This is a genomic window from Curtobacterium pusillum, from assembly GCF_007673235.1.
GTDB lineage: Bacteria > Actinomycetota > Actinomycetes > Actinomycetales > Microbacteriaceae > Curtobacterium > Curtobacterium pusillum_C.
The window spans coordinates 34,377-59,495 of the sequence record NZ_VDZH01000006.1 but is presented as its reverse complement, the minus strand read 5'-3'; the positions used below and the strand labels follow the sequence as shown (position 1 = coordinate 59,495).

At 72.7% G+C, this 25,119-nt stretch carries 24 protein-coding genes; 19 read left to right on the top strand and 5 right to left on the bottom strand.

Annotated elements, in window-relative coordinates; genetic code table 11:
• Positions 1-153 precede the first annotated feature (153 nt).
• From FS532_RS16135 to FS532_RS16125, 3 genes are all read left to right on the top strand, one after another.
• Positions 154-1,206, top strand: coding sequence for an NAD(P)-dependent alcohol dehydrogenase (locus FS532_RS16135; protein ID WP_144756624.1), 1,053 nt, complete (start codon positions 154-156; stop codon positions 1,204-1,206).
• A gap of 87 nt (positions 1,207-1,293) precedes the next feature.
• Complete coding sequence (locus FS532_RS16130) at positions 1,294-1,644, top strand: hypothetical protein (RefSeq protein ID WP_144756622.1); 351 nt, start codon at positions 1,294-1,296, stop codon at positions 1,642-1,644.
• Between the two features lie 65 nt (positions 1,645-1,709).
• Positions 1,710-2,012 (top strand): hypothetical protein, encoded by a 303-nt coding sequence (locus FS532_RS16125; RefSeq protein WP_144756620.1) that lies wholly within the window; start codon positions 1,710-1,712, stop codon positions 2,010-2,012.
• Here FS532_RS16125 and FS532_RS16120 read toward each other — a convergent pair.
• Positions 1,994-3,865, bottom strand: a complete 1,872-nt coding sequence (locus tag FS532_RS16120; RefSeq protein ID WP_144756618.1) for a gamma-glutamyltransferase family protein — start codon at positions 3,863-3,865, stop codon at positions 1,994-1,996. The two genes, FS532_RS16125 and FS532_RS16120, sit on opposite strands and share 19 nt — an antisense overlap.
• A gap of 35 nt (positions 3,866-3,900) precedes the next feature.
• Positions 3,901-4,605, bottom strand: coding sequence for a DsbA family protein (locus FS532_RS16115; RefSeq protein ID WP_260852791.1), 705 nt, complete (start codon positions 4,603-4,605; stop codon positions 3,901-3,903).
• Between the two features lie 120 nt (positions 4,606-4,725).
• On the opposite strand from FS532_RS16115, the gene FS532_RS16110 reads away from it, so the two are divergent.
• The 7 genes from FS532_RS16110 (at position 4,726) to FS532_RS16080 (ending at position 10,948) form a co-directional block, all read left to right on the top strand.
• Positions 4,726-5,121, top strand: a complete 396-nt coding sequence (locus FS532_RS16110; RefSeq protein WP_144756614.1) for an ArsR/SmtB family transcription factor — start codon at positions 4,726-4,728, stop codon at positions 5,119-5,121.
• Positions 5,118-5,594: an SRPBCC family protein gene (locus FS532_RS16105; RefSeq protein ID WP_144756612.1), complete on the top strand. Its 477-nt coding sequence runs from the start codon at positions 5,118-5,120 to the stop codon at positions 5,592-5,594. Before FS532_RS16110 ends, FS532_RS16105 begins: the two co-directional genes overlap by 4 nt.
• 176 nt (positions 5,595-5,770) lie before the next feature.
• Entirely contained in the window at positions 5,771-6,964 is a 1,194-nt protein-coding gene (locus FS532_RS16100) for a peptidoglycan DD-metalloendopeptidase family protein (protein ID WP_144756610.1), read from the top strand.
• Positions 6,965-7,365: 401 nt separating this feature from the next.
• Positions 7,366-8,169 carry a sulfite exporter TauE/SafE family protein gene (locus FS532_RS16095; protein WP_144756608.1) on the top strand — a complete coding sequence of 268 codons (804 nt, stop codon included), beginning with the start codon at positions 7,366-7,368 and terminating at the stop codon, positions 8,167-8,169.
• Positions 8,166-8,816: a DNA alkylation repair protein gene (locus tag FS532_RS16090; RefSeq protein WP_186322095.1), complete on the top strand. Its 651-nt coding sequence runs from the start codon at positions 8,166-8,168 to the stop codon at positions 8,814-8,816. The genes FS532_RS16095 and FS532_RS16090 overlap by 4 nt, the downstream gene beginning before the upstream one ends.
• A 70-nt stretch (positions 8,817-8,886) precedes the next feature.
• Positions 8,887-10,398 (top strand): MFS transporter, encoded by a 1,512-nt coding sequence (locus FS532_RS16085; protein ID WP_144756605.1) that lies wholly within the window; start codon positions 8,887-8,889, stop codon positions 10,396-10,398.
• Positions 10,382-10,948, top strand: a complete 567-nt coding sequence (locus FS532_RS16080) for a TetR/AcrR family transcriptional regulator (RefSeq protein WP_260852778.1) — start codon at positions 10,382-10,384, stop codon at positions 10,946-10,948. Before FS532_RS16085 ends, FS532_RS16080 begins: the two co-directional genes overlap by 17 nt.
• Here the strand turns inward: FS532_RS16080 and FS532_RS16075 are convergent.
• Entirely contained in the window at positions 10,938-11,756 is an 819-nt protein-coding gene (locus tag FS532_RS16075; RefSeq protein ID WP_144756600.1) for a polysaccharide deacetylase family protein, read from the bottom strand. The two genes, FS532_RS16080 and FS532_RS16075, sit on opposite strands and share 11 nt — an antisense overlap.
• 104 nt (positions 11,757-11,860) lie before the next feature.
• On the opposite strand from FS532_RS16075, the gene FS532_RS16070 reads away from it, so the two are divergent.
• From FS532_RS16070 to FS532_RS16045, 6 genes are all read left to right on the top strand, one after another.
• Positions 11,861-12,754 carry an aminoglycoside phosphotransferase family protein gene (locus FS532_RS16070; RefSeq protein ID WP_144756598.1) on the top strand — a complete coding sequence of 298 codons (894 nt, stop codon included), beginning with the start codon at positions 11,861-11,863 and terminating at the stop codon, positions 12,752-12,754.
• Between the two features lie 203 nt (positions 12,755-12,957).
• Entirely contained in the window at positions 12,958-14,151 is a 1,194-nt protein-coding gene (locus tag FS532_RS16065) for a zinc-dependent alcohol dehydrogenase (RefSeq protein WP_144756596.1), read from the top strand.
• Complete coding sequence (locus tag FS532_RS16060) at positions 14,151-15,179, top strand: NAD-dependent epimerase/dehydratase family protein (RefSeq protein ID WP_144756594.1); 1,029 nt, start codon at positions 14,151-14,153, stop codon at positions 15,177-15,179. Before FS532_RS16065 ends, FS532_RS16060 begins: the two co-directional genes overlap by 1 nt.
• Before the next feature lie 183 nt (positions 15,180-15,362).
• Positions 15,363-15,689, top strand: coding sequence for an SHOCT domain-containing protein (locus FS532_RS16055; RefSeq protein ID WP_144756592.1), 327 nt, complete (start codon positions 15,363-15,365; stop codon positions 15,687-15,689).
• Positions 15,690-15,698: 9 nt separating this feature from the next.
• The gene (locus tag FS532_RS16050; RefSeq protein ID WP_144756590.1) at positions 15,699-16,118 is read left to right on the top strand and encodes a DUF6314 family protein; all 420 of its coding nucleotides are present in this window, start codon (positions 15,699-15,701) and stop codon (positions 16,116-16,118) included.
• 4 nt (positions 16,119-16,122) lie between these two features.
• Positions 16,123-16,788: a pentapeptide repeat-containing protein gene (locus FS532_RS16045; protein ID WP_144756588.1), complete on the top strand. Its 666-nt coding sequence runs from the start codon at positions 16,123-16,125 to the stop codon at positions 16,786-16,788.
• Between the two features lie 81 nt (positions 16,789-16,869).
• Here the strand turns inward: FS532_RS16045 and FS532_RS16040 are convergent, their stop codons facing one another.
• Positions 16,870-17,859 (bottom strand): NAD(P)/FAD-dependent oxidoreductase, encoded by a 990-nt coding sequence (locus FS532_RS16040; protein ID WP_144756586.1) that lies wholly within the window; start codon positions 17,857-17,859, stop codon positions 16,870-16,872.
• A 58-nt stretch (positions 17,860-17,917) separates the two neighbouring features.
• Between FS532_RS16040 and FS532_RS16035 the strand changes: the two genes are divergently transcribed.
• From FS532_RS16035 to FS532_RS16025, 3 genes are all read left to right on the top strand, one after another.
• Positions 17,918-18,541, top strand: coding sequence for a helix-turn-helix domain-containing protein (locus FS532_RS16035; RefSeq protein WP_440130724.1), 624 nt, complete (start codon positions 17,918-17,920; stop codon positions 18,539-18,541).
• 157 nt (positions 18,542-18,698) lie between these two features.
• Positions 18,699-23,771 carry a beta strand repeat-containing protein gene (locus FS532_RS16030; RefSeq protein ID WP_144756582.1) on the top strand — a complete coding sequence of 1,691 codons (5,073 nt, stop codon included), beginning with the start codon at positions 18,699-18,701 and terminating at the stop codon, positions 23,769-23,771.
• A gap of 251 nt (positions 23,772-24,022) precedes the next feature.
• Complete coding sequence (locus FS532_RS16025) at positions 24,023-24,217, top strand: hypothetical protein (RefSeq protein WP_144756579.1); 195 nt, start codon at positions 24,023-24,025, stop codon at positions 24,215-24,217.
• Between the two features lie 9 nt (positions 24,218-24,226).
• Here FS532_RS16025 and FS532_RS16020 read toward each other — a convergent pair whose 3' ends face one another.
• A complete protein-coding gene (locus FS532_RS16020; protein WP_144756577.1) occupies positions 24,227-24,991 on the bottom strand; it encodes a glycosyltransferase family 2 protein in 765 nt (254 codons plus the stop codon).
• Positions 24,992-25,119 lie beyond the last annotated feature (128 nt).

The following is a 25,119-nucleotide window of genomic DNA, read 5'->3' as shown; positions in this document are numbered from 1 at the left end:
CTTTCGTGTGGGGAGTGGTCCCGAACGGGACCGTCGCTGCCGAGTCAAGCGGAGAACGATCGTTCTCGCAACCGGCTCACGGGGAAGACGCAGGTTCCGTGATCGGTGATTTACACGACAGGTGTAGATTTGGGGGTGTTCAAAGGAGTCCCCATGCGCGCCGTCGTGTTCGAGCAGTACCAGACCTTCCCGTCCCTCACGGAGGTCCCGAAGCCCACTCCGGGCCCGGGGGAGGTGCTGCTCAAGGTCGCCGGCGCCGGTGCCTGCCACTCGGACGTCGCCGTGTACCGCGAGTTCCAGGAGGGACAGCCTGGCGCCCAGGCACCCGCGTTCGTACTCGGTCACGAGAACTCCGGCTGGGTCGAGGAACTCGGCGACGGCGTCTCGGGCTTCACCGTCGGTGACGCCTACCTCGTCTACGGACCGGTCGGCTGCGGGCACTGCTCGTACTGCTCGAAGGGGCAGGACACCTACTGCGAGAACGCCGCCACGAACCCGTACATGGGCATCGGCCTCGGGCGTGACGGCGGCATGGCCGAGTACGTCACCGTCCCGGCCCGGAACCTCGTGCCGCTCGGCGACGCCGACCCCGTCGCCGCCGCACCCCTCAGCGACGCGGCCCTCACGCCGTACCACGCGATCAAGAACTCCCTGCCGAACCTGGCCGGCGGCGGCAAGTACGCCCTCGTCGTCGGACTCGGTGGACTCGGGCAGATCGCGGTGCAGATCCTCACCGCGCTGACGGGCGCCACCGTCATCGCCACGGACATGAAGCAGGACGCCATGGACCGTGCGGCTGCCCGTGGCGCGATCACCGTGCCGGGCGGGCCCGACCAGGTCGCCGCGATCCGCGAGATCACCGGCGGTCGCGGGGTGGATGCGGCGTTCGACTTCGTCGGTGCCACCCCGACCATCACGACCGCCCAGGCGTCGATGGCGATCGGCGGGCGCTTCACGGTCGTCGGGATCGCGGGCGGCACCACCGAGTGGAACTTCTTCGCGACGCCGTACGAGTCGACGATCACGAACACGTACTGGGGCACCATCGAGGACCTGCACGAGGTCGTCGCCATGTACCGTGCCGGGCAGATCGTCCCGGACGTCGAGCGGTACACGCTGGACGACGCGCTCGAGGCCTACCGAAAGCTCGAGGCCGGCGAGCTCTCGGGCCGCGCGGTCGTCGTGCCCTCCGCTGCTGCCGTCTGACGATCCGGTAACGGTTCCCGCCGTCCGGCGAGCGCCTCGGTATCGTGGGGGAACGGCGCGAGGGGCGCGCCGGGGTGGGAGCCGATCATGTCGAAGAATCCGGACTACTCAGCAGCGGTTGCTCGACCGCGGACGGCGGACGGCGACGGCGGTCAGCTCACGATGGGGTTCACGTACGACGCTCCGACCGCTGGTGCCGGAGCGGCCGAAGCCGTCCCGGTCAGCCGGGCCGGACTCGTCTGGCGGATCGTCGCCTCGCTCGTGCTGGCGGCCATCGGGATCAACGCGATCGTGCGCTCCGTCCCGCTGTGGCAGACCGCCAACGTCGACGGAGCGAGCGGCGCCTGGGTCGGGGCTCTCGCACTGCTCGTCCTCGCCGGGCTGGCCCTCGCCTACCCGATCGTGAACGTCGTGCGGTGGGTCCGGGCGAAGCGGTAGTCACCGTGCCGGACGAGCCGCAGCGATACCGGGCCCCGCGTCTCGACGACGAGGCGACGACCCGCATGAGCATCGCGAACGCGGCGCCCGGCAGCGTCGGGTTCGCCTACGCGCCGCCGGACCACGGCGCCGACGCCGAAGCGCCGATGACGCGTTCCGGCCTGGTGTGGCGCATCCTCGCGTCCGTCGTGCTGGCCGCGGTCGGCGTCAACGCCGTCGTGCAGATCGTCCTGATCATGGTGCGGCCCGAACCCGCCTGGGTCGCCGCGCTGGGGATGGCAGTGGTCGCGCTGCTGACGCTGGCGTACCCGGTCGTGAACCTCGTGCGGTGGGTCCGGGCCGTGCGGCGTCAGCGTCCGGCCGCGTAGCCCTGCGCGCCGCGCGAGTTCGCCGCGGCACCGAGGACCCCGGTCGCCGGGTCACGCGTCACGCACGTCAGCCGGCCGAGTGCCCAGTCGCCGGCGCGGGTGACGACGTGGCCGCGGGCCTCGAGTCCAGCGATGACCTCGTCGCCGAGGCGGTCCTCGACCACGAGTCCCGCGGGCTCCCACGTGCGCGGCCAGAACGACCCCGGGAACGACGTCGTGTGCATCGCCGGGGCGTCGATCGCCTGCTGCGGGGAGTACCCGCCGACGATCCACCGCAGCAGGAACAGCAGCTGCCACTGGTCCTGCTGGTCACCGCCCGGTGAGCCGAGCGCCAGCACCGGAGCGCCGTCACGCAGGACGATCGTCGGGGTCAGGGTCGTGCGGGGGCGTTCGCCGGGGCGGAGGGTCGAGGCGGTGCCCTCCTCGAGCCAGGTCATCTGCAGGCGGGTACCGAGGCAGAACCCGAGCTCCGGGATCGTCGGGGACGACTGCAGCCAGCCGCCCGACGGGGTCGCGCTGACGATGTTGCCCCAGCGGTCCACGACGTCGATGTGGACCGTGTCACCGCGGGTCTCGCCGTCGGGTGCGACGAAGGGCTCACCGCGGTCCTCGACGGGCGTGGCTGTCGATGCCTCGACCCGGACGGTCGGCTCGCCGACTCCCTGCGCTGCGACCGTGCCGACGCGCTCGGCCTCGGCCAGCGTCCGGACCGGTGGGATCGCGTGCACGACGCCGTCGACGGAACCCGGGCGCAGTTCGGCCGAGGCGCGGTCGCTGATCAGCGCGCGGCGTTCGTCGGTGTAGGCGTCGGACAGCAGCACGTCGAGCGGGACGTCGCCGTCGCCGTAGAACGCCTCGCGGTCGGCCAGGGCGAGCTTCTGCGCCTCGGCGATCATGTGCGCGCCGACCTCGGTCGACGGGTCGAGCAGCGCGTCGTCGAACGGTTCGAGCAATCGGAGGGTCTGCAGCAGCGCCGGACCCTGGCCCCACGGTCCGGTCTTCGCGATCGTGCACCCGCGGAACTCCGCGGTCGTCGCGGGCTCGTACGAGGCCCGGAACGCCGCGAGGTCGGAGGCTCGGATCACCCCGGCGTGGTCGCTGCCCGACGAGTGTCGGTGGGGCGTGCGGACGAAGCGGTCGATGGCTTCTGCCACGAAACCCTCCGCCCACTCGGTGCGTGCCGCGTCGATGCGGGCGGACCGGCTGCCCGCGCCGTCGCCGGCGGCGACGAGCCGCTCGAACACCGAGGCGAGCGCCTCGTTGCGCACCAGGTCCCCTGGGGCCGGCACCGTGCCTCCAGGCAGCCACTGCGTGGCGGAGGTGGGCCAGTGCTCCTCGAAGAGGCCCCGCACGGTGGTGATGGTGCGGACCACCGCCGGTGTGACGGGGTGGCCGTCGCGGGCGTAGCCGACAGCCGCTGCGAGGACGTCGGCGAGCTCCCACGTGCCGTGGTCCCGGAGGAGCAGCAACCACGCGTCGACGGCACCAGGGACGGCGGCGGCGAGGGCGCCTGACCCGGGGACGAGGTCGAGTCCCTCGGCGCGGTAGTGCTCCGGCGTCGCGCCCTCCGGAGCCGGACCCTGGCCGACGAGGACCGTCGGGGTCGGGTTGGTCGCTGTGGCGAAGATCGCGGTGAGGTCGCCGCCGGGCCCGTTCAGGTGCGGCTCGACGACCTGGAGCACGAACGCACCGGCGGTCGCTGCGTCGAACGCGTTCCCACCGCGTTCGAGCACGGACTGGGCCGTCGCCGTCGCGATCCAGTGCGTCGAGGCTGCGGTCCCGAACGTGCCACGGATGTCCGGGCGTGTGGTGTGGAGGGCAGGCAGGACGAAGGCGGGGTTCGGCGTCGGCATGCCTCCATCCTGTCCTCGTCGGGCGGCCCCGGGGTTCAGCGCTGGTCGAGGTACGTGTCGACCTGCTTCCGCAGGCCGGACTCGTAGAGCTGCCCGCTCGGGACCTCGCGCCCGTCGACGCGCATCGTCGGCGTGCCCGTGATCGCGTCGCGGCCGCTGAACGCCTCGGCGGACGTCTTCCGGAACGTCGTGTCCCACGGCCGGTCCGCGAGCGCCTTCGCCGCGTCGACCCCGTGCGCCGACGCGATCGCGCGCAGCGCGGCGTCGTCCAGCCCCGCGGTCTGCTCTGCGGGCTGTCGGTCGTAGAGGTCGAGCAGGATCGGCAGCACCGCCGCGGGATCCTGTTCGGCGGCCGTGGCGAGCACGGTCGCGGCGCGGGTCGAGTACGCCGACCCCTGCGACGCGCGGTCGAGGAAGGTGAGCGGATGCAGGACGACCTGCGAGCCGTCCCGTGTCGACCAGTCGGCCAGGGCTTCGCGCTGCGCCTCGTCGAACTGCTTGCAGTAGGGGCACATCGGGTCGAACCAGACGTCGATCCGGGTCGGGCCGTCGCCGAGCGTGATGGTGCCGGTGGCCGCGTCCCAGCCCGGTCGCAACGCCGGCGGCGACGTCGGATCGCCGGTCGCGCTCGCGCTGCGGTCGTCGGTCGGTGCTGCGGGAGCACCGCCGGTGCTGCAGGCGGTGAGCGCCACGAGGAGCGCGGCGGCGGGGACGAGCGTGCTGAGCAGTCGGGTTCGCATCACGCTTGCAAGTGTACGGCAGAATACTGGATGTCGAAACCGGCCCTTGCGGATCAGTGTGGGTAGATCGATACTGAACGCAGCGGTTAATTAACCGCCTGGTTCACCAAGGAGGCGACGATGGACACCGACCGCATCGACGTCGTCCTGTCGGCGCTCGCCGACCCGATCCGTCGCCGGATCGTCGAACGGCTCGGCAAGGGCGAGGCGACCGTCACCGACCTCTCCGCGCCGTTCGACGTCAGTGCCCCGGCGATCTCGCGTCACCTCGGCGTGCTCGAACGCGCTGGGCTCATCACCCGGGAACGGCACGGCACCTGGCGCACGTGCCGTCTCCGGCCGGAGGCCGTCGACGAACTCGGCACCTGGTTGGGCGGGTTGCAGCCCGCTTGGGACCGCCGGTTCGACAGCCTGGAGGCAGTGCTCGCCGCCCAGCGCGACCACACCCGCGTGGTCGGTGCGTCCAGTGCCACACCCACCCCCGCCATCACCACCGACTCGCAGGAGCAGTCATGACCGAGCAGTTCACCGCCCACGCCACCCACCGCTTCGCCCACCCCGTCGCGGACGTCTACCGCGCCTTCGTCGACCCCGCGCTGCTCGCGCTGTGGTTCGGGCCGCTCGGCTTCCACGTCCCCGTCGCGACCGTCGAGGTCGACGCCCGCGTCGGTGGGGCCTGGAACCTGACGATGGTGAGCAACGACAACGCGGAGTGGTCGTCGCCCGTGACCTCCGTCCTGCAGGAGATCGAGGAGAACCGCGTCATCGTGGGGACCTCGACGGCCCACGGCATCCCGGGCATCGAGGACGGGACGCCGTTGTCCCTCACGCTCGAGTTCGCCGAGGACGGCGACGGCACGATCGTCACCCTGACCCAGGGCCCGTTCCCGGAGGTCATGCGCGACATGAACATCGCCGGCTGGACGCAGTCCTTCCACAAGCTCGAGGCGCTCCTGGCGACGCCGAAGGAGTTCTTCCAGGCGCCGTGACGCGCGTCGGCCCCCTGGAACTGGGGTCCTCCCCGAGGTGTCAAGGGGGTTGTGCAGCCTCCCTGAACAAGTGACCATCGTTCGGCGGCGTGTCGAGAGCGCGCTGCCGAACGATCGCGCAGGGGCGTGATCGCCACGCTCCGATCGTCGTCCGGCGGTCACAGGTCAGGGGAATCATGCGCAGCACCACGTCCACGGCACGTCCGGTCGCACGACCCGTGCGTCTCCGTCTGCTCGCCACCGCCCTCGCGGTCACAGCCGTCGCGGCCGGACTCGTCGGCACCGCGGAGCCCGCCACCGCCGCGCCCGCGGTCTACAAGGGCGCGGCTCCCGCTGGCACGACGCTCTGGCCGGGCGACTCGATCACCTCGGTCAACGGGCAGTTCCAGCTCGTCATGCAGGGCGACGGCAACCTCGTCGAGTACGGGATCGGCCGCAAGGTCCTGTGGGCGTCGAACACCGCCGGGAAGCCGGGGGCGTCCGCGCAGATCCGGACGAACGGCACGCTGGCGATCTGGTACGGGGCCTCGCGTGCGGCGCTCTGGGGCGGAGCCGGGCAGGTCGGCCGCGACTTCGGCATCCGCGCCGACGGCACCATGCGCATGACGAACACCGCCAAGCAGAACATCATCGAGTTCTCGAGCTACCAGGACAGCGTCGTCGCCGGGAACGTCATCCTGCCCGGCACCGTCCTGCGTTCCGACCCGTCGCAGGGGCGCACCCTCACCATGCGCACCGACGGGATCCTCGTGCAGGCCGTCAACGGCAAGACGGTCTGGGCGACGAAGACCGGCGGGAACCCCGGTGCGTACGCGGCCGTGCAGACCGACGGCAACTTCGTCGTCTACTCCGCCACCAACAAGGCGCTGTGGGCGAGCCACACGAGCAGGGCCGGCGCCGGACGTCTGCTCGTGCAGGTCGACGGCAACGTCGTCGTCTACGGAAAGACCGACACCCGCGCGTGGTCGACCCGCCCCGTCACCGGGCTGCTCTGGCCGGTCGCGAGCACGAAGATCTCCGGCAAGTACGGGGACGACCGCGGCGCCGGGCACGTCCCGCGCTACCACCAGGGCACCGACGCGGCGGTCGGCACCGGCACCCCCGTGTACGCCTCGGCGACGGGGACGGTCACGAGCACCGTCGCGAACAACCCGTCCTACGGCAACTACGTCATCGTCACCTACGGCACCACGACCGTCCTCACCGCGCACCTCAGCAAGATCGAGGTGAAGAAGGGGCAGATCGTGTCGAAGGGGAACGAGATCGCGAAGTCCGGCAACACCGGGCAGTCCACCGGCCCGCACGTGCACGTCGAGGTCCGGCAGGGCGCGACGCTCGTTGACCCGCTGAAGGTCCTGCACTTCCGGTGATCGCGGCGCGGACCGGGCGGGGGGCGGGAAGTGGTCGGCGTGCCCGGCGCGGCCGTTCAGTGAGCAGAAGTGGTCGCGCGTCGTCACCGCACCCGACCATTTCTGCTCCGTGAAGTGCGGCGCGGCCCGAACCCGAAAGGCCCGCACCCGTGGGTGCGAGCCGCCTGTTTCAGTCCTTCCGCCAGAGGTCGAGCACGAGCCTGGCGGACACGAGGAGCGGAAGTGCCGAGGGGTGCATGCGTGACCGGGGTCACGTATGCTGGTCCCGAGCGTTCGCGCTCGGGACACCTCTGGTCCCGTCGGCACTCCACTCGGAGAGCAAATCGAAGCCCATCACCGTTGCCCCGGTGGTGGGCTTCAACCGTGCTCGGATCGAACGGTCGCGCCGTAGGGTTGGCGGGATGGAGAAGCGCCGCGGGCAGGTGATCGTGCTGGTCGCGATCGGGATCGTCGCCGGGGTGCTCTCCGGCCTGTTCGGCGTCGGCGGCGGGGTCATCGTCGTGCCAGCGCTGATGGCGTTCCTGCACCTCGACCAGCGGCGGGCGTCCGCGACCTCGCTCGTGGCGATCGCCCCGGCGGCCGTCGTCGGTGCGATCACCTACGCCGCGCAGGGCGAGGTGCACTGGCTCGCGGCACTCACCCTGGCGATCGGCGGCGTGGTCGGCGCCCCGGTCGGAGCGAGGCTGCTGCGTGCACTCCCGCTGCGGGTCCTGCCGTGGATCTTCGTCGGGTTCATCGCCGTCGTGCTGGTCTCCCTGTTCACGACGGTGCCGACGCGCGGCGGCGATGTCCACTTCGGTGTCGTCGAAGCGGTCGTGCTCCTGCTGCTCGGTCTGCTGTCCGGCGTGCTCTCCGGGTTGGTCGGGGTCGGTGGCGGTGTCGTCATCGTGCCCGGCCTCGAGGTGGTCCTGGGTGCCGGTGACCTGCTCGCGAAGGGCACGTCCCTCCTCACGATGGTGCCGACGTCGGTGTCCGGCACGGTGGCGAACCTCCGTCGCCGCGCCGTCGAGCTGCGGGTCGGCTTGACCGTCGGGGTCACGGCTGCGGTCTGTTCGCCTGGAGGCGCGTGGATCGCCCGCCTCGTCGACCCGCAGGTGGGCACCTGGCTCTTCGCCGCGTTCCTGGTGGTCGTCGCGGTGATCGTCCTGCGCCGCGGTCGTCGGACCGCACCACGGAACGCGGCGACGGACGGGGAGGTCGCGTGACGCGCCTCCAGGCCGGTGGTGGACGGGGGCACGCGGATGCGGAGGCCGTGCTCGCGGCGTTCGCACGGACCGACGGCGACGTCGCTGCGGCCCGCAGGGTCGCGCGGCAGTTCGCGGACCTCGACGAGGGACAGCGGTCCGCGCTCCTGTGGAGTGAGGATCGCGGGGCGCGCTTGGTCGCGGTGCTGCTGCTCGTGCAGGCTGCTCGGGAACGACCCGATCCCGAGCTGACCGACGAGTACCTCGCGGCGGCGAAGGCGGAGCGGTTCGACGACACGGCGCTCGTGGACCTCGCGGCGGAGGAGCTCGTGGGGGTACCACTGGTCGGTGGATCGACCGGGCCGCTGTTCGCACTCGTGAAGTCCGACGTGGCGATGGTGCGACGGATCGCGGTGGTGGCGACCCTGGCGTTCGCGAAGCGAGGCGACGCGGAGGTCCCGCTCGCCATCGCGGGGCGGCTCGTGCGGGAGCGCAGCGAGACGGTGCAGTCCGCGCTCGGCTGGGTGCTGCGCGAGACCGGCAAGCGGGCGTCGGAGCCGGCGCTCGTGGCGTTCCTCGAGCGGAGCGGGCTGTTCCTGACACCGGCGGCGCGGCAGACCGCGGCGGAGCACCTGCCGGCGGCGGAGCGCGACCGACTGGGCGGCTGACCATCGGGTGATCCTGATCACAGACTGTGCAGTCTGCTGGACAGACCAGATGGTCGGTTAGGCTGACGGCATGACGCAGACCACCGCCACGCCGATCCACCGCGCCACCGCTCGGGAGTGGGCGGGCCTCGGCGTGCTCACCCTCGCCGTCGTGCTGCTCGCGATCGACGGCACCGTGCTGGCCCTGGCGGTCCCGTCGCTCACCGCCGACCTCGACCCGACGGCGACGCAGGTGCTCTGGATCGGCGACGTGTACTCCTTCGCGCTCGCCGGGTTGCTCGTGACCATGGGCAACGTCGCCGACCGGATCGGGCGGAAGCGCCTGCTGCTCATCGGCTCGATCGCCTTCGGGCTGGCCTCGGCCGCCGCAGCGTTCGCGACCACCCCCGAGCTCCTCATCGCCGCACGGGCCCTGCTCGGCATCGCCGGCGCGACGCTCATGCCGTCGACGCTGTCCCTCGTCCGTGCGGTCTTCCGCGACGCCCGGCAGCGCACGACCGCCATCGCGGTCTGGTCCGCCGGTGCGACGGGTGGCGCGGCCGCCGGACCGCTCGTCGGCGGCGCGCTGCTCGAGCACTTCTGGTGGGGGTCCGTGTTCCTCATCAACATACCGGTGATCGTGGTGATCGTCGTCGCCGGGGCGATCCTGCTGCCCGAGTCCCGGGGCGGTGCTCGGACGCCGATCGACCTGCTCTCCGCCGTGTTGTCGGTGCTGTCGATCGTGCCGCTCGTGTACGCCGTGAAGCACCTCGTCGGGCACGGGTTCGACTGGACCGTCCCGGTCGCTGCGCTCATCGGCATCGCCGCGGGCTGGTGGTTCGTCCGGCGGCAGAAGGGCCTGGCGACACCGCTCATCGACCTGCAGCTCTTCCGGATCCCGGCGTTCTCCGGTGCCGTGGTGGCGAACTCGCTCTCCGTGTTCGCGCTGAGCGGCCTGCTGTTCTTCTTCTCACAGTACCTGCAGCTGGTCCGGGGCTTCCCGCCGCTGCTCGCCGGCGCCGCCGAGCTCCCGGCCACCCTGGCCTCGATCGCGGTCATCGCCGTGATCGGCCTGCTCGCCCGCCGCGTCGGCCCCGGGCGGTCGATCGGCCTCGGGTTGGCGGTCGCGGCCGTCGGCATGGCGGGGCTCGCGTTCGCCGAGGGGCTGCCGACCTACTGGGGGATCGCGATCGCCCTGGCGGTCGTCGGTCTCGGCGTCGGGGTCTCGATGACGCTCGCCACCGACGCCGTGGTCGCCGCTGCGCCCCGGGAGCGGGCGGGCGCGGCGTCGGCGATCTCCGAGACCGGGTACGAGCTCGGCGTGGCGCTGGGCATCGCCGTGCTCGGGTCACTGCAGACGGCGTTCTACCGGGCGAACCTCGACGTCCCGGCGAGCGCGGGGACCGCGATCCGTGAGTCGCTCGCGAGTGCGTCGCAGGTACTCGACGGGTCCTCGCCACTCCTCGAGCACGCGCGCGAGGCGTTCACCGGCGGCATGCAGCTCGCCTCGGTCTGCGCGGCCGTCCTGCTCGCCGTCGCCGCGGTCGTCGCACTGCGGGTGATCCCGAACCGGCAGGATGGAACCCGTGAGCAGGACGACTGACGGCACCCGCGACCGGGAACGCACACGGTCGGCCGTGATCGAGGCCGCCGAACGGTTGCTCGGGGAACGCGGCACCCGGGTGAGCGTCGCCGAGATCGCGGCCGATGCCGGGGTGTCCAAGAGCGGGCTCCTGCACCACTTCCCGTCGAAGGACGAACTCCTGCTGGCGGTCGCGGAGCACGGGCTGGAGGCCTTCAAGGACGAGGTCATGCGGCACGTCGACCTCGCCGAGAACCGTGCCGGGAAGGTCCTGCGCGCCTACGTCCGGACCCTGTGCGGCGGGAGCGAACGGGCGATGGCGGTGTTCTCGCCGACGGCGATGTGGACCGGGCTCACCGCGGTCCCCGGCGTCGAACCCGTCATCGCGGCGGACGCGACGTACTGGCGGGAGACATTCGCACGCGATGGCCTGCCCGAGGACCGGTCCCTGGTCGTGCGGCACGCGGCCGAAGGGCTCGCGGCGGCGACGTCGATGCAGCCCTACCTCGACGACCGTGAGCTCGCGGTCGCGCGGACCGCACTGCTCGCGCTGGCCGAACCTACCGACTGAACACGTCGTCGAGCGTGTGGGTCGCGAGCCCACGCTGCTCGAGCAGCTGCCCCAGACGCGGCAGTGCGCCGATCGTCCCGGGGAAGTTCGCGTGCCCGATGACGATGTGCCCGGGCAGGAACCACTGCTCGGCGAACCCGACGATCTGGACCGACGTGATGTCCCCCGAGTCGGCGAGCGTGCCGTACCAGAGCAGCGGGGTCGAGTACCCGACCCGGGCCGCGGCAGCGTCGACCCGTGCGTCGTGGTAGCCGAACGGTGGCCGGAAGTACGGGCGGGCGTCGACGCCGAAGGTGCGCTCGATGAACTCGTGGTTCCGGGTGAGCTGGTCCTCGATCCCCTGGTCGGACAGCTTCGTGAGCGCCGGGTGGTCCCACGTGTGGTTGCCGATCTGCACCTGCCCGGACTCGACCAGCGGACGCAGGAGGTCGGCGTGCTCGGTCCACGACGGGCGGACCCCGTTCACGAAGAACGTCAGACGCGTCCCGGTGGTGGCGGCGAACCGGGCGTAGGCCTCGACGACGTCCGAGCTGGCGCCGTCGTCGACGGTCCACGCGATGCCCGGAGTCCCCTGCGGGAGCGCCGTCACGGTGCCGGCCGGCAGCGGGCGTCGAGCGAGCGGCGGCGGTGGGGTCGGTGTCGGTGTCGGTGTCGGTGTCGCGGTCGGGGTCCGTGTCCGTGTGGGCATGGGCGTGGGGGTGCGCGTCGGACGTGCCTGGCCGGTCGTCGCACACGCCGCGAGCGCCGTCGCCGCGAGCATGCCGGCAGCGCCGCCGAGGAGCGTGCGTCGGGTGGTGCGGTGGTCCATCGCCCCCAGTGTCCCGAGCGGGTGCGGCTGCCCGCATCGGCCCGCCGACCGACCCCGGATGGCCGATCGGCCACCACGACACCGCCGGTCGCTACCGTGGGGGCATGCACACCGAGGTGCCTCGCCCCGACATCGACGCCGCGCTCGTGGAGCGACTCGTCGCCGAGCAGTTCCCGGGGTGGGCCGGGCTGCCCGTCCACGAGGTCGATCCTCAGGGCTGGGACAACCGCACGTACCGGCTGGGCAGCGCACTGTCCGTCCGGCTGCCGAGTGCGGCCGGGTACGTCGCAGCGGTCGAGAAGGAACAGCGGGTGCTGCCGTACCTCGCTCCCCGGCTCGACGTGCCCGTGCCGGAGCCGGTCGGCCTCGGCACCCCGACCCACGGGTACCCGTTCCCGTGGTCGGTCCGGCGCTGGATCGACGGCACGGTCGCGCTCCGGGCGCCGATGCTCGATCACGCGCGGTTCGCTGCCGACGTCGGCGCGGTGCTGCGGCAGCTGCGGGCGATCCCACCCGCGGACGGCCCGGTCGCCGGGGTGCACTCGTTCCACCGGGGTGCGCACCCGTCGCACTACGCGTCCGAGGTCGTCGCCGCGCTCGACACCCTCGGTGCTGCCGTCGACCGCCGGGCGTGCGAGCGGGTCTGGGACGAGGCCGTCGGGTCGGCGTGGGACGGACCCGGCGTCTGGTTCCACGGGGACGTCGCGCCGGGGAACCTCCTGGTGGACGGGTCCGGCAGGCTCAGCGCCCTCATCGACTTCGGGACGTGCGGTGTGGGCGACCCGGCGTGCGACCTCGTGCTCGCGTGGACGTTCCTCGACGCGGACGCCCGTGGAGTGTTCCGGGACGGCGTCGGGCTCGACGCGGGCACCTGGGCCCGAGGACGCGGGTGGGCACTGTGGAAGTCGCTCATCATGCTCGCCGGCAGTGCGGGTCCGGGCGACCGATCGGAGCACGAGCGGGTGCTCGACGCGGTCCTGGCGGACCCCGTGGTCTGAGCCTGGAGGCACGCCTCGCGTCCGCCGCGGAACGCGCGCAGCGGACGGGGCTGGGAACGCACCACGGGACGGGCGGGTACCGACGTGGGGGAGACGAGCCGCGCCTCTCCCCGCCGGCACGGCCTGCCCGTCGCTGGCGCGACGGTCAGGAACCGGCGGCGGGGGCCCTGGCCGGCTGAGAACAACGACGAGAGGAACGCGACGTGCGCGCACTGACCTGGCAGGGCACCGAGAAGGTGTCCGTCGAGACCGTCCCCGACCCGACCATCCAGGAGCCGACCGACGCGATCGTACGGATCACGTCGACCGCGATCTGCGGCTCCGACCTGCACCTGTACCGCGTGCTCGGCGCCTACATCGACAAGGGCGACGTCCTCGGCCACGAGCCGATGGGCATCGTCGAGGCGGTCGGCAGCGAGGTGACCAACCTCAAGGTCGGCGACCGCGTCGTCGTCCCGTTCAACATCTCCTGCGGGCACTGCTGGATGTGCCGCAACGGCCTGCAGTCGCAGTGCGAGACCACCCAGACCGCCGAGTACGGCACCGGTGCCTCGCTGTTCGGCTACACGAAGATGTACGGCCAGGTCCCCGGCGGACAGGCCGAGTACCTCCGGGTGCCGCACGCCGACTACGGCCCGATCGTGGTGCCCTCCGACGGCAGCCCGGACGACCGCTGGCTGTTCCTCAGCGACATCCTGCCGACCGCCTGGCAGGCCGTGCAGTACGCCGACGTGCCCGAGGGCGGCACGCTCGCGGTGCTCGGCCTCGGCCCGGTCGGACAGTTCGCCGCCCGCATCGGCGCGCACCTCGGCTACCGGGTGCTGGCCGTCGACCCCGAGCAGGTGCGGCGCGACCTCGCGTCGAAGCACGGCGCCGAGGTCTTCGACCTGACGAAGGACGTCGTGCCGCAGCTGATCGACCTCACCGACGGTCGCGGCCCCGACGGCGTCGTCGACGCGGTCGGCATGGAGGCCCACGGCAACCCGTTCGCCAGCTTCGCGCAGCGTGCCGCCGGACTGCTCCCCGACGCGATCGCGCAGAAGGCGATCGAGACGGCCGGCATCGACCGGCTCGCTGCCGTGCACGCGGCGATCGACCTCGTCCGCCGTGGTGGCACCGTCTCGCTGAGCGGTGTGTACGGCGGGCGGGCGGACCCGATGCCGATGTTCACCCTGTTCGACAAGCAGATCACCGTGCGCGAGGGGCAGTGCAACGTCCGCCGCTGGATCGACGACCTGATGCCGCTCGTGTCGGACGGCTCGGACCCGCTCGGGACGCTCGACCTCACGACCCACCGGGTCTCCCTCGAGGACGCCCCGCACATGTACGAGGTGTTCCAGAAGAAGGAGGACGGCTGCGTGAAGGTCGTGCTCGACCCGTCGCTGGCCGCCGCCTGATGCGGATCGTCGTCGTCGGGGCGACCGGCAACGTCGGGACGGCGGTGGTGCGACGGCTGGCGGCCGAGCGTGCTTCGGTCGAGATCGTCGGGGTCGCGCGCCGACTGCCGGACCTCCGCGCCGAACCGTACGGGTCCGCGGTGTGGCACGCGGTCGACGTCGGCGCGCACGACGCCGTCGACCAACTCACCGCGGTGTTCCAGGGCTCCGACGCGGTGGTCCACCTGGCGTGGGCCCTGCAACCGACGCACGACATCCCGACCCAGTACCGGACGAACGTCACCGGGACCGCGAACGTGCTCGAGGCGGTCGCCCGCGCCGGCGTCCCGCAGGTGGTCGTCGCCTCGTCGGTCGGCACCTACCGCGGGGTCGACGTCGACGGCAAACGCACCCCGGTCGACGAGAGCTGGCCGGCGACGGGGATCCCGACCGCCACCTACTCGGTCCACAAAGCCGCGAACGAGGCGGCGATGGACCGGTTCGCGGCGGAGCACCCGGACGTCGTGGTGACGCGCCTGCGGCCTGGGCTGATCTTCCAGCGGGCCGCCGCCGCCGAGATACGCGGACTCTTCCTCGGCCACCTCGTCCCGATGTCGATCGTCCGCTGGATCCGGTGGGCGGTCCTGCCGCTGCCGCTGCCGTTCGTGTTCCAGGCCGTGCACGCCGACGACGTCGCCGATGCCTACTGGCGGGCGATCGACCGGCGGGCCGGGGGAGCGTTCAACATCGCCGCCTCGCCCGTGCTCAATCCGCCTCGGCTCGCCCGGGCGTTCGGGATGCTCGGGGCGATCCGAGCGCCGATGTGGCTCATCCGCGGCATCGTCACGCTCACCTGGCGGTTGCGCCTGCAGCCGACGGACGCCGGGTGGGTGGACATCGCGGCGCAGGTGCCGGTGATGCGGACGGACAAGGCACGGTCGGTGCTCGGATGGGAGGCGCGGCACACCTCCGAGGAGGCGTTGCGCGAGCTCGTGGCCGGGTTCGCGGACGGGGCGCGGGTGCCGGGGTCGGGGCCGCTGCGCGGGTGAGGGGGCTGGGCGGGCTGGGCTGGGCTGGGCTGTTTCGCGCATGGGGAGTGTTTTCGCGCGTAGGAGGCCCGATCTTCCTGCCTCCTACGCGCGAAACGGCTTCCCATGGCGGGTGGAATGGGAAACATTGCCCGCGCCGATGTCGCTACGATCGCGGTACCGAACGAGCACGAGGGGGCAACCATGGCGTTCGAGGAGACCAACAGCCCGCTGGTCCCGGCCGGCTACGACGTCGTCGGACCGCTCATCATGGTCGGCGGCGTGATCGTGGTCCTCGGGATGATCGCCGTGATCGTCCTCGCGGTGTACCGGTCGACCCGCATGGCGAACCGCGGGCAGAACCCGTTGACCCTGACGGAGGACCTCGCCTTCCAGGCCACGCAGAGCGCCACGTTGGCACCGGTCAAGTCGCTCGAGCAGCGGCTCGCCGAACTCGACGACCTGCACGCGCGCGGCGTCATCTCCGACGACGAGCACCGCAACGCCCGCGCGGACGCCCTCCGCGGCTAGCCTGGGCGGGTGCTGCTGCCGACGGACCTGCTCGGGGAGTGGGTGCTCCGGCGCCGCGTCGACGATCGGCGGGCGGGGGTCGACGGCATCGTGACCGGCACGACCTGCTTGACGCGCACCGGCCCGGACGAGGTCCGTTGGGACGAGTCCGGCACGATGACCTTCGACGGGCGGACCGTGCCCGTGTCGAGGACCCTGCACGTGCGGAGAGCCGACGACGACCGGTGGACGGTCTTCTTCGCCGACGGCCGGCCCTTCCACGACTGGGTCTGGGGCGAGCGCGTCGACCACGCGTGCGCGCCCGACGACTACACGGGGGTCCTCGCCGGCGATGCCGACCGCTGGACCGTCCGGTGGGAGGCACACGGTCCCGCGAAGGACTACGTGCTCGACAGCGAGCTCCGACGTCGGTCCCACCCGGCAGACTGAGCCCATGCCCCGCAGCTCCGGTACCGACGCCCCACGGATCACCCTGACCGAACCCGCCGACCTCGACGACTGGACGCCCGGGCCCGGTGACGTCCTGACCGGCGACCGCATCGAGGGGAAGCGCATCGAGACCCTCGACCTCGCCGGGGAGCGCCTGCCCGACGTCGAGATCGAGGAGTCGGTGATCGGGACGCTCCGGGTCGACGGTGCTGACCTGCGCGGGCTCCGGGTGCGCGACTCGGTCGTCGAGGTCCTCGACGCCCCGGTCCTGCGGGCATCGAGCAGCGCGTGGCGCGAGGTCCGGATCGCCGGCGGCCGTGTCGGTTCGGCCGAGCTGTACGACGCGGGGCTGAACGGCGTCGAGTTCGTCGGGATGAAGCTCGGGTTCGTGAACCTCCGCGGCTCGACGCTCACCGACGTCGTGTTCCGCGACTGCGTCATCGACGAGCTCGACATCGCCGATGCCCGACTGCTCCGGGTGTCGTTCGACGGCACGCGGATCCGGGCGGCCGAGGGGTCGAACACCCGGATCGACCACGTGGACCTCCGGAGCGCCGAACTCGACCGGGTCGAGCGGCTCGAGGGGTTCCGCGGTGCCACGATCGCCGCCGACCAGCTGTACACGCTCGCGCCGCTCCTGGCTGCCCAGGCCGGCTACCGCGTCGACTGACCGCCCCCGAGTCTCGGGTCGACTCCGCCGAGACTCGGGGCAGGCGACACTTCTCGCGGCTCCGAACGCGAGAAGTGTCGCTCAGGCCGAGACTCGCTCCGCGCCCGCGCCCGCGCCCGCGAGCGCCGCGGCCAGGTCGGCCTGCACCAGGTCACCGTGGACCGCAGCGCCGGCCTGCGTCCCGGCAGCCGCCGACGCGATGACCGTGGCCATCGGGGACGCCACGTTCCCCGCCGCGTACACGCCCCGCACCGAGGTCTGCCCGGCCGGGTCCACCGACAGGGCACTGCCGAACCGGAAGTCACCCATGACCTGGTCGACCGCCTCGAGCCCCAGCCCCGACACGAACCCGACCCGGGCCTCGACCGTGCTGGCGGCGGCGAGGGCGTCGAGCGGCACGACCTCGCCGGACCCGAGCCGCACCCCGCTGAGGGCTCCGTCGACGGACAGCACCTCGGCGACCGGGCCGGGCACAACGCTTATTCCACGTGCTTGCAAACCAGCCAGGGCGGTGTCGTCGACGAGCGCCGGATCGGTGACGAACGCCGTCACGTCCTCGCTCAGCGCCCGGAACATGAGCGCGTGGTGCACCCCGTTCGGTGTCGTCACGAGGACGCCGATGCGTTGGTCGCGGACCTCCCACCCGTGGCAGAACGGGCAGTGCACGACCCCGCGCCCCCACTGCTCGGCGAGGCCCGGGACCTCCGGCAGGACGTCCACGGCGCCGGAGGCGACGACCAGCCTGCGTGCCGTCACGACCGCGCCGGAGTCCAGGGTGACCGAGAAGCCGACCGCGTCGACCCCGTCACCGTCGGTGGCGGACGCGGCCACGATCCTCCCGGCCGTCACCTCGACGCCGTAGGCGGCGACCTCGTCGCGCCCGATCCGGTACAGCTCCGACGGCGACGCGCCCTCGCGCCCGAGGTAGTTGTGCGCACCCTCCGCGGGTGCGTTGCGGGGTTCGCCCGCGTCGACGACGAGGACGGAGCGCCGGGAGCGACCGAGGATGAGGGCGGCGGACAGACCGGCGGCAGCTCCGCCGATGACGATGACGTCGTAGTGATCACGCATGCGTGCATCCTGCGAGACCCCGAGCGCATCTGGCAACGATGCTTGCCGGCCTGGCAACATGGTCGGCATGGCACACGGCCGGGAGGAACGGATCACCCCGCGCACGACCGCCGAGGTCGTCGACGGGGTCGGCTCGCGACTGCGCGCCCTCCGGGCGCACCGGAACGTCACGCTCGCGGCGCTCGCGACGGAGACGGGCATCTCGGTGTCCACGCTCTCGCGGCTCGAGTCCGGCCAGCGGAAGCCCACCCTGGAGCTCCTGCTGCCGCTCGCCCGGGCGTACCAGGTGCCCCTCGACGACCTCGTCGGGGCGCCGCAGACCGGGGACCCGCGTGTGCACCTCAAGCCGGAGCTGCACGGTGGCCGTGTCGTCGTGCCGCTCACCCGGCGGACCGGGGGCGTGCGGTCGTTCAAGCAGCTCTTCCCGCCGAACTCGCCCGGCGGTGAACCGTCGCTCAAGACGCACGAGGGCTACGAGTGGCTCTACGTGCTGTCCGGGCGGCTGCGGCTCGTGCTCGGCGAACACGACCTCGACCTCGGGCCCGGCGAGGTCGCGGAGTTCGACACCCACACGCCGCACTGGATCGGCAACGTGACCGACGAGGTGACCGAGGTGCTCTGCCTGTACGGCCCGCAGGGCGAGCGAACCCACGTGCGATCGCGGCCGGTCGACCGCGCCTGACCCCAGTTCGGGCCGGAGGCCCCGATCCCCACGGGTACCCGTGCCCCCAGTTCGAGGAACCCGCCCCCGCGTGCGCCCCGGCTGACCTAGGTTCGGCACCACACCGTTGCCGGGCGTCCCTGCGCCCGGTGTCCCTGCCTCCCGAAAGGTCTTCGTCGTGCCTCCCAAGCACCGCGGACGCTTCCGCACGCCCCGTCTCCCGCTCCTCGCCGGGTTCACCGTCGCCGCCCTGGCCGTCGGGTCCGCAGCGTTCGTCGCCCCACAGACCGCGTCCGCAGCCGCTCCGTTCCTCACCACGGCGATCTACGGCACCGTCTCCGGTTCGTCGAACGTCGTGTCGATCGACCGGACCACCGGCAACGAGACCACGGTCCTCACCGAGCCGACCGGAGCGACCGGGCTGAACCAGCTCGGCTTCTCGAACGACGGCGGCCAGCTGTTCATGACGAACGCGACGAACGTCTACGAGTACACGGCGTCGACCGGCGCCTGGACGGTCACGGCACGCTCGACGGGTGCGGCGGTCGCGAACCAGATGGGTGGCGTCGACCCGACGACGGGCAAGTACTGGTTCGGTGGCTTCGTCACGAACTCGGGCAACCAGTTCTCGTACACCAGCTACGACCCGACCACGAACACCATCGCGGCGACGGCGACCACCATCACGGCAGCCACCCCGCCCGGCGGCAACGGCGACCTGGCCTTCGACCGCCTCGGGAACATGTACTTCATCTCGAGCTCGGCCGCGGCGAACGGCAACCCCGCCAGCGCCCAGGTGTACCGCGTCGACGCGGCCGACCTCGGTCGCGCGAACGCGACGGCGACCCAGGTCGGTCCGGCGATCGCACCGCCGGCAGCGCTCACGTCGCTGGCCTTCGGTGACGACGGCTACCTGTACATCGCCGGCAGCGGCGCGAACGGCTTCCTCAAGGTCGACCCGGTGACCGGGTCGATCATCGACCGCAGGACGCCGTCGGCGACCCTCACCGACATGGGCACCCGCCAGTACCCGTCGACCGGCCAGGCGACCACGTCGCTGCCGGAGGGCCGCAAGGACGCCGACGACCAGTTCACGGTCTCGGTCGGCGGCGGGGACGTCCCGAAGCCCGCGACCGCCTCGACCAGCGGAACGGGCACCTCGGCGACCGCCGGCCCGATCATCCTCCTGCCCGGCAAGCCGTACACGGCGACCCAGACGCCGGCGAACTCGACGACGAACGCCGCCGACTACTCGACGACCTACACCTGCACCGACCTGAGCAACGGGGACGTCGTGTCGAAGGGTTCGGGTTCGACGGCGAACTTCACCGTCCCGACCACCAACGGCAGCAACGTCGCCTGCACCTTCGCGAACCCGATCGCCGGTCCCGCGGCCCAGGACGACGCCTCGCGCGGCAACCGGCCCGGCCAGGCGGTCACCGTGGACGTGCTCGCCAACGACACGGGCGACGTCGACCCGACGACCGTGCAGCTCGTCGCCCCCGCCTCGGTCTCCGGCGCGGTGCTGTCCTCGGACGGCCGCACCCTGACCGTGCCCGGTGAGGGCGTCCACCGGGTCGATGCGACGACGGGTGCGGTGACGTTCACCCCCGACGCCGCACTCACCGGCAACCCGACGCCGATCGGGTACACGGTCGCTGACACCCGCGGCAAGCGGGGCTCGGCGACGCTGACCGTCACCTACGCCGGTGCCGCGAACGCCGACACCGCGTCGACCAGCCAGGGCAAGGCGGTCGACGTCGACGTCCTCGGCAACGACCGCGGCACCGACCCGACCTCGGTGGTCTTCCCGGCCGCCGGACAGCCGAGCGGCGCAACGGTCTCGGCGGACGGCCGCACCCTGACCGTCCCCGGCCAGGGCTCCTACACCGCCGACCCGTCGACCGGTGTCGTCACCTACACTCCCGACCCTGCGTTCCGCGGGACCACGTCGCCGATCACCTACCAGGTGGCCGACACCGACGGCACGCCCACGACCGCCACGGTCACCGTGGCCGTGTCCGCCGTCGGCCCGAAGGCCGCCGACGACATCGCCACCACCGGTGAGAACGCCGCGGTGACCGTCGACGTGACGGCCAACGACGCCCCGGGCGTCGCCGGCGGGACCCCGATCGACCCGACCACCGTCGTCTTCCCGACGAGCGGTCAGCCGACGGGCGCCACGGTCGCGACCGACGGCCGCAGCATCACCGTCCCCGGCCGCGGCACGTTCGTCGCCGACCCCACCACCGGAACGGTGACGTTCACCCCGGTGGCCGGGTACACCGGCGACGTCGACCCGGTCGCGTACCAGGTCGCCGACCGCGGCGGTCGCACGGACACCGCGACGATCGCCGTCACGGTGAACGCCGTGGCACCGAAGGCGGTGTCGGACACCGCGACGACGACGCAGGGCAAGCGCGTCACGGTCGACGTCCTCGGCAACGACGAGCCGGGGAACGCGCAGACCCCGATCGACCCCACGACGGTGACCTTCACCACCCCGGGTCAGCCCGCCGGCGCCACGGTCTCCTCAGACGGTCGGACGCTCACGGTCCCCGGTGACGGCGTCTACACGATCGACCCCGCCACCGGCGCCGTCACGTTCGCGCCGGACCCGGCCCTCCGCGGAGCGGCCACCCCGATCACCTACGCGGTCTCGGACAGCGACCGGAACACCTCGGTCGCGACCGTCACCGTCACGGCCACCCCGGTCGGCCCGAAGGTCGGCGACGACACGACGACGACCGAGCAGAACACCCCGGTCACCGCCGACGTCACGGCGAACGACCGGCCGGGCGTCGAGGACGGCACCCCGATCGACCCGACCACGGTGGTCTTCCCCGCCGCGGGACAGCCGACCGGCGCCGCCGTGTCCGACGGTGGTCGCACCCTCACCGTCCCGAGTGAGGGCACCTACACCGCCGACCCGACCACCGGGAAGGTCACCTACACGCCGGCCGCCGGCTTCACCGGACCCACCACCCCGGTGACGTACCAGGTCGCCGACCAGGGCGGGCAGACCGGCACGGGCACCATCGGTGCGACCGTGACGAAGGTCAGCCCGACGGCCACCGACGACACCGCCGCCACCAGCCAGGGCACCACGGTGCGCGTCGACGTCCTCGATGACGACCGGCCCGGCAACGCGGCCACGCCGCTCGACCCGACCACGGTCGTGTTCCCGGCAGCCGGGCAGCCCGCGGACGCCACCGTGTCGGACGGTGGGCGCACGCTCACGGTCCCGGGCCAGGGGGTCTACCGGGCCGACCCGTCGACCGGTGCCGTCACCTGCACCCCGGAACCGGCGTTCCGCGGCGACGCGAAGCCCGTCACCTACCAGGTGTCGGACGTCGACGGGACGCCGGCGACGGCGACCCTCACCGTCACGGTGTCGCCGGTCTCGCCGCACGCCGTCGACGACACCGCCACCACGCAGCAGAACACCGCGGTGGCGATCCCGGTGACCGCGAACGACGAGCCCGGTGTCGAGGGTGGCACCCCGATCGATCCGTCGACGGTGCGCTTCCCGGTCGGTGGACAGCCGAAGGGGTCGACCGTCTCGGACTCCGGTCGGACCATCACGATCACGGTCCCCGACCAGGGCGCCTTCGTCGTCGACCCGAGCTCGGGCGTCGTGACCTTCACGCCGACCGCGGGCTTCACCGGCACGACCACGCCCGTGACGTACCAGGTCCGTGACACGGGCCGGGCCGCGGCCACCGCGACGATCACCGTCACCGTCAGCCCGGTCTCGCCGACCGCGCAGCCGGACACGGCGACCACGTCGCAGGGCACCGCCGTGACGGTCGACCCGCTCGCCGACGACACCGCCGGGAACACGCGGACGCCGCTCGACCCCGCATCGGTCCGGTTCCCCACCGCCGGCCAGCCGAGTGACGTGACCGTGTCGGACGGCGCCCGCACACTGACGGTCCCCGCCCAGGGCGTGTGGACGATCGATCCGGAGTCCGGCGCGATCACCTTCACCCCGGAGCCCGCCTTCCGCGGGACGACGGCACCGGTGACCTACCAGGTCAGCGACGTGGACGGCACCTCGAGCAGCTCGACCGTCACCGTGACGGTGACCGCCGTCGGTCCCCGTGCCGCCGACGATGCCCGGACGACGACGCAGAACACTCCGGTGCGGTTCGACCCGCTCGCGAACGACGCCCCGGGCGTGCGGGGCGGCACCCCGCTCGACCCGACCACGGTCGTCTTCCCGACCGCCGGGCAGCCGGACGGCGTGCTGGTCACCGACGGCGGGAAGACCCTGACGGTCCCCGGCCAGGGTGTCCTCCGGATCGACCCGACCACCGGCGCGGTGACGTTCACGCCCGCCGCGCGCTGGAGCGGGACCACGCCCGCCGTCGTCTACCAGGTGTCCGACACCGGGGCGCAGACGGCCACGGCGACGATCACCGTCACCGTGGACCCGGTCGTGCCGACCGCCCGACCGGACACGGCGACCACGGCCGCCCGCACGCCGGTGACCGTCGACCCGCTCGGCAACGACGTGGCCGGCAACACGGCGACGCCGCTCGACCCGACCTCCGTCCGGCTGCTGGACGCCGCCGGGGCCCCGGTGACGAGCCTGCCCATCGCCGGCAAGGGCACCTTCACGGTCGACGCCACGACCGGTCGGATCACCTTCACCCCGGTCGACGGTTTCACCGGCCCGGTCTCGGCGCCGTACCAGGTCACCGACGGTGACGGCAGCACGGCCCGTTCGACCGTGACCGTCACGGTCGGCACGCCGCCGAAGGCGGTCAGCGACCACCGTACGACCGCGACGGGGACACCGGTCACGGTCGACGTGACCGGGAACGACAGCTCGGGTTCGACCGCCCTCGTCGCCTCGTCGGTCCGTCTGGTGGACCCGGAGACCGGTGCGCTCGTCACCACGGTGACGATCGCCGGCCAGGGTACGTTCCGGGTCGGGGTGGACGGCCGCATCACCTTCACGCCGGCGACCGGATTCGCGGGCACGTCGACCGTCACCTACTCGGTGGCGGACGCGGACGGCAGCCGTTCGACCGCCGACCTGTCCGTCACGGTCCCGGCCGCCGCGGGCATCGCGCCGAACCCGGGCCCCGGTGGCGGCGTGGTGGTCACGACCCCGAGCGGTCGACGACTGGCCTTCACGGGCACCGACCTCGTGGTGCCGGGCGGCATCGCAGCGCTGCTGCTCCTGGCGGCTGGTGCCGGGTTGCTGGCGGTGCGTCGCCGGCGCTGGCTCGGCGAGGACTGACGACGCGGCCCGTTCGACAGATGGGCTGACGGACGGGAGGCGCGTGGCTGCTGGCCACGCGCCTCCCGTCCGTCACGTCAGTACCCCGTCGACGACGCGGGACGGGGCTCCGGCCGGTCGACCCCGGACGTCTTGGTCGGATCCTCGGCTCCGGCACGGTCCGCGCCGCCGGTCGTCACCGAACCGTGTCCCGGCACTGCGGAACCGGTGACCGCACGCCCGTAGCATCGGGGTCGTACCGAGGAGGGCGCATGGGTGATCCGGGGGACGACCGGCCGTACGGTGACGACGGGTTCGCGAACCCGAGGAAGCACGGGTGGCTCCTGACCGTGCTCATCGCCGTGTGGCGAGGGACCGTCGGTGCGCTCGCTGGTTCGCAGGGCCGCACCTGGCCGAGGCAGTTGCCCCTCGACAACCCCAACGACCCACGCGACCACCGTCCCTGAGCCGACGCCTCAGCGCGCGCGCCACCACCCGACGGCCACCCGCCGCCGCACCGCGACCCGCGCCCGCCGCGCCCACCGCCGCACCGGGTTCGCCCGTCGCCCGTTGACCCGGAACGTGTGGAACGCCCGCCGCGTCCGGAGCACCGCGGACCCGAGACCGGAGAACGGCCGCGCGGACACCTGCACCGTGAGCGCCGGATCGGCCACCACACGCCACGCGGGGTCGAGCTGCATGCTGAGGTCGACGTCGTCGTGCACCTCCGGGTCGAGCCGGTGGGCGCGGGACCGGATCGCGAGCCAGGTGTCCCGACGGATCGCCATCGCGGACCCGAACAGCGGCGGCCGTCCGAGCGCCGCCCACATCAGGGCGAAGTACGGCCGCATGTAGACGGCGTCCCAGACCCGGCCGACGACCGGGCTGCCGTCGTGCGGGCGCCCGGGGCCGGTGACCGCGACCACCTCGGGGTCGTCGAGCAGCCGGAGCGCGTCGGCGATCCACCCGGGCGGCGGGACCGAGTCCGCGTCGAGCCGGACGAGGACGTCCCCGGACGCTCTGTCGTAGCCGCGGGCAGAGGCCCGGGCGATGCCGCGGACCCGTTCGGTGAGCACGATCGTCCCCGCCGCCTGGGCCACCGCCGCGCTGTCGTCCCGGCTGCCGTTGTCGACGACGATGACCTCGTCGGCGACCACCGACTGCATCGCGAGGGCGTCGAGGCACCGGCGCAGGTGTGCGGCGTCGTCGCGCACGGGGATGACGACGGACACGCGGTGCATCCCCCGATCCAACCGGACGGGCGCTGTGCGCTCGGGCCGCTCGCGCTTTGCGACGTTCCTGTGCCGCGCGCCAGCGCACACGGCGCAGCGTCGGTGCAGCCACGGACGCTCTGCCCGCGGCGCCACGG

What these genes read in the sequence shown, in the direction of transcription:
- FS532_RS16135 (WP_144756624.1), top strand. Translation starts at nt 154, where the DNA reads ATGCGCGCCGTCGTGTTCGAGCAGTACCAGACCTTCCCGTCCCTCACG.
- FS532_RS16130 (WP_144756622.1), top strand. Translation starts at nt 1,294, where the DNA reads ATGTCGAAGAATCCGGACTACTCAGCAGCGGTTGCTCGACCGCGGACG.
- FS532_RS16125 (WP_144756620.1), top strand. Translation starts at nt 1,710, where the DNA reads ATGAGCATCGCGAACGCGGCGCCCGGCAGCGTCGGGTTCGCCTACGCG.
- FS532_RS16120 (WP_144756618.1), bottom strand. Translation starts at nt 3,865, where the DNA reads ATGCCGACGCCGAACCCCGCCTTCGTCCTGCCTGCCCTCCACACCACA.
- FS532_RS16115 (WP_260852791.1), bottom strand. Translation starts at nt 4,605, where the DNA reads ATGCGAACCCGACTGCTCAGCACGCTCGTCCCCGCCGCCGCGCTCCTC.
- FS532_RS16110 (WP_144756614.1), top strand. Translation starts at nt 4,726, where the DNA reads ATGGACACCGACCGCATCGACGTCGTCCTGTCGGCGCTCGCCGACCCG.
- FS532_RS16105 (WP_144756612.1), top strand. Translation starts at nt 5,118, where the DNA reads ATGACCGAGCAGTTCACCGCCCACGCCACCCACCGCTTCGCCCACCCC.
- FS532_RS16100 (WP_144756610.1), top strand. Translation starts at nt 5,771, where the DNA reads ATGCGCAGCACCACGTCCACGGCACGTCCGGTCGCACGACCCGTGCGT.
- FS532_RS16095 (WP_144756608.1), top strand. Translation starts at nt 7,366, where the DNA reads ATGGAGAAGCGCCGCGGGCAGGTGATCGTGCTGGTCGCGATCGGGATC.
- FS532_RS16085 (WP_144756605.1), top strand. Translation starts at nt 8,887, where the DNA reads ATGACGCAGACCACCGCCACGCCGATCCACCGCGCCACCGCTCGGGAG.
- FS532_RS16075 (WP_144756600.1), bottom strand. Translation starts at nt 11,756, where the DNA reads ATGGACCACCGCACCACCCGACGCACGCTCCTCGGCGGCGCTGCCGGC.
- FS532_RS16070 (WP_144756598.1), top strand. Translation starts at nt 11,861, where the DNA reads ATGCACACCGAGGTGCCTCGCCCCGACATCGACGCCGCGCTCGTGGAG.
- FS532_RS16060 (WP_144756594.1), top strand. Translation starts at nt 14,151, where the DNA reads ATGCGGATCGTCGTCGTCGGGGCGACCGGCAACGTCGGGACGGCGGTG.
- FS532_RS16055 (WP_144756592.1), top strand. Translation starts at nt 15,363, where the DNA reads ATGGCGTTCGAGGAGACCAACAGCCCGCTGGTCCCGGCCGGCTACGAC.
- FS532_RS16045 (WP_144756588.1), top strand. Translation starts at nt 16,123, where the DNA reads ATGCCCCGCAGCTCCGGTACCGACGCCCCACGGATCACCCTGACCGAA.
- FS532_RS16040 (WP_144756586.1), bottom strand. Translation starts at nt 17,859, where the DNA reads ATGCGTGATCACTACGACGTCATCGTCATCGGCGGAGCTGCCGCCGGT.
- FS532_RS16035 (WP_440130724.1), top strand. Translation starts at nt 17,918, where the DNA reads ATGGTCGGCATGGCACACGGCCGGGAGGAACGGATCACCCCGCGCACG.
- FS532_RS16025 (WP_144756579.1), top strand. Translation starts at nt 24,023, where the DNA reads ATGGGTGATCCGGGGGACGACCGGCCGTACGGTGACGACGGGTTCGCG.
- FS532_RS16020 (WP_144756577.1), bottom strand. Translation starts at nt 24,991, where the DNA reads ATGCACCGCGTGTCCGTCGTCATCCCCGTGCGCGACGACGCCGCACAC.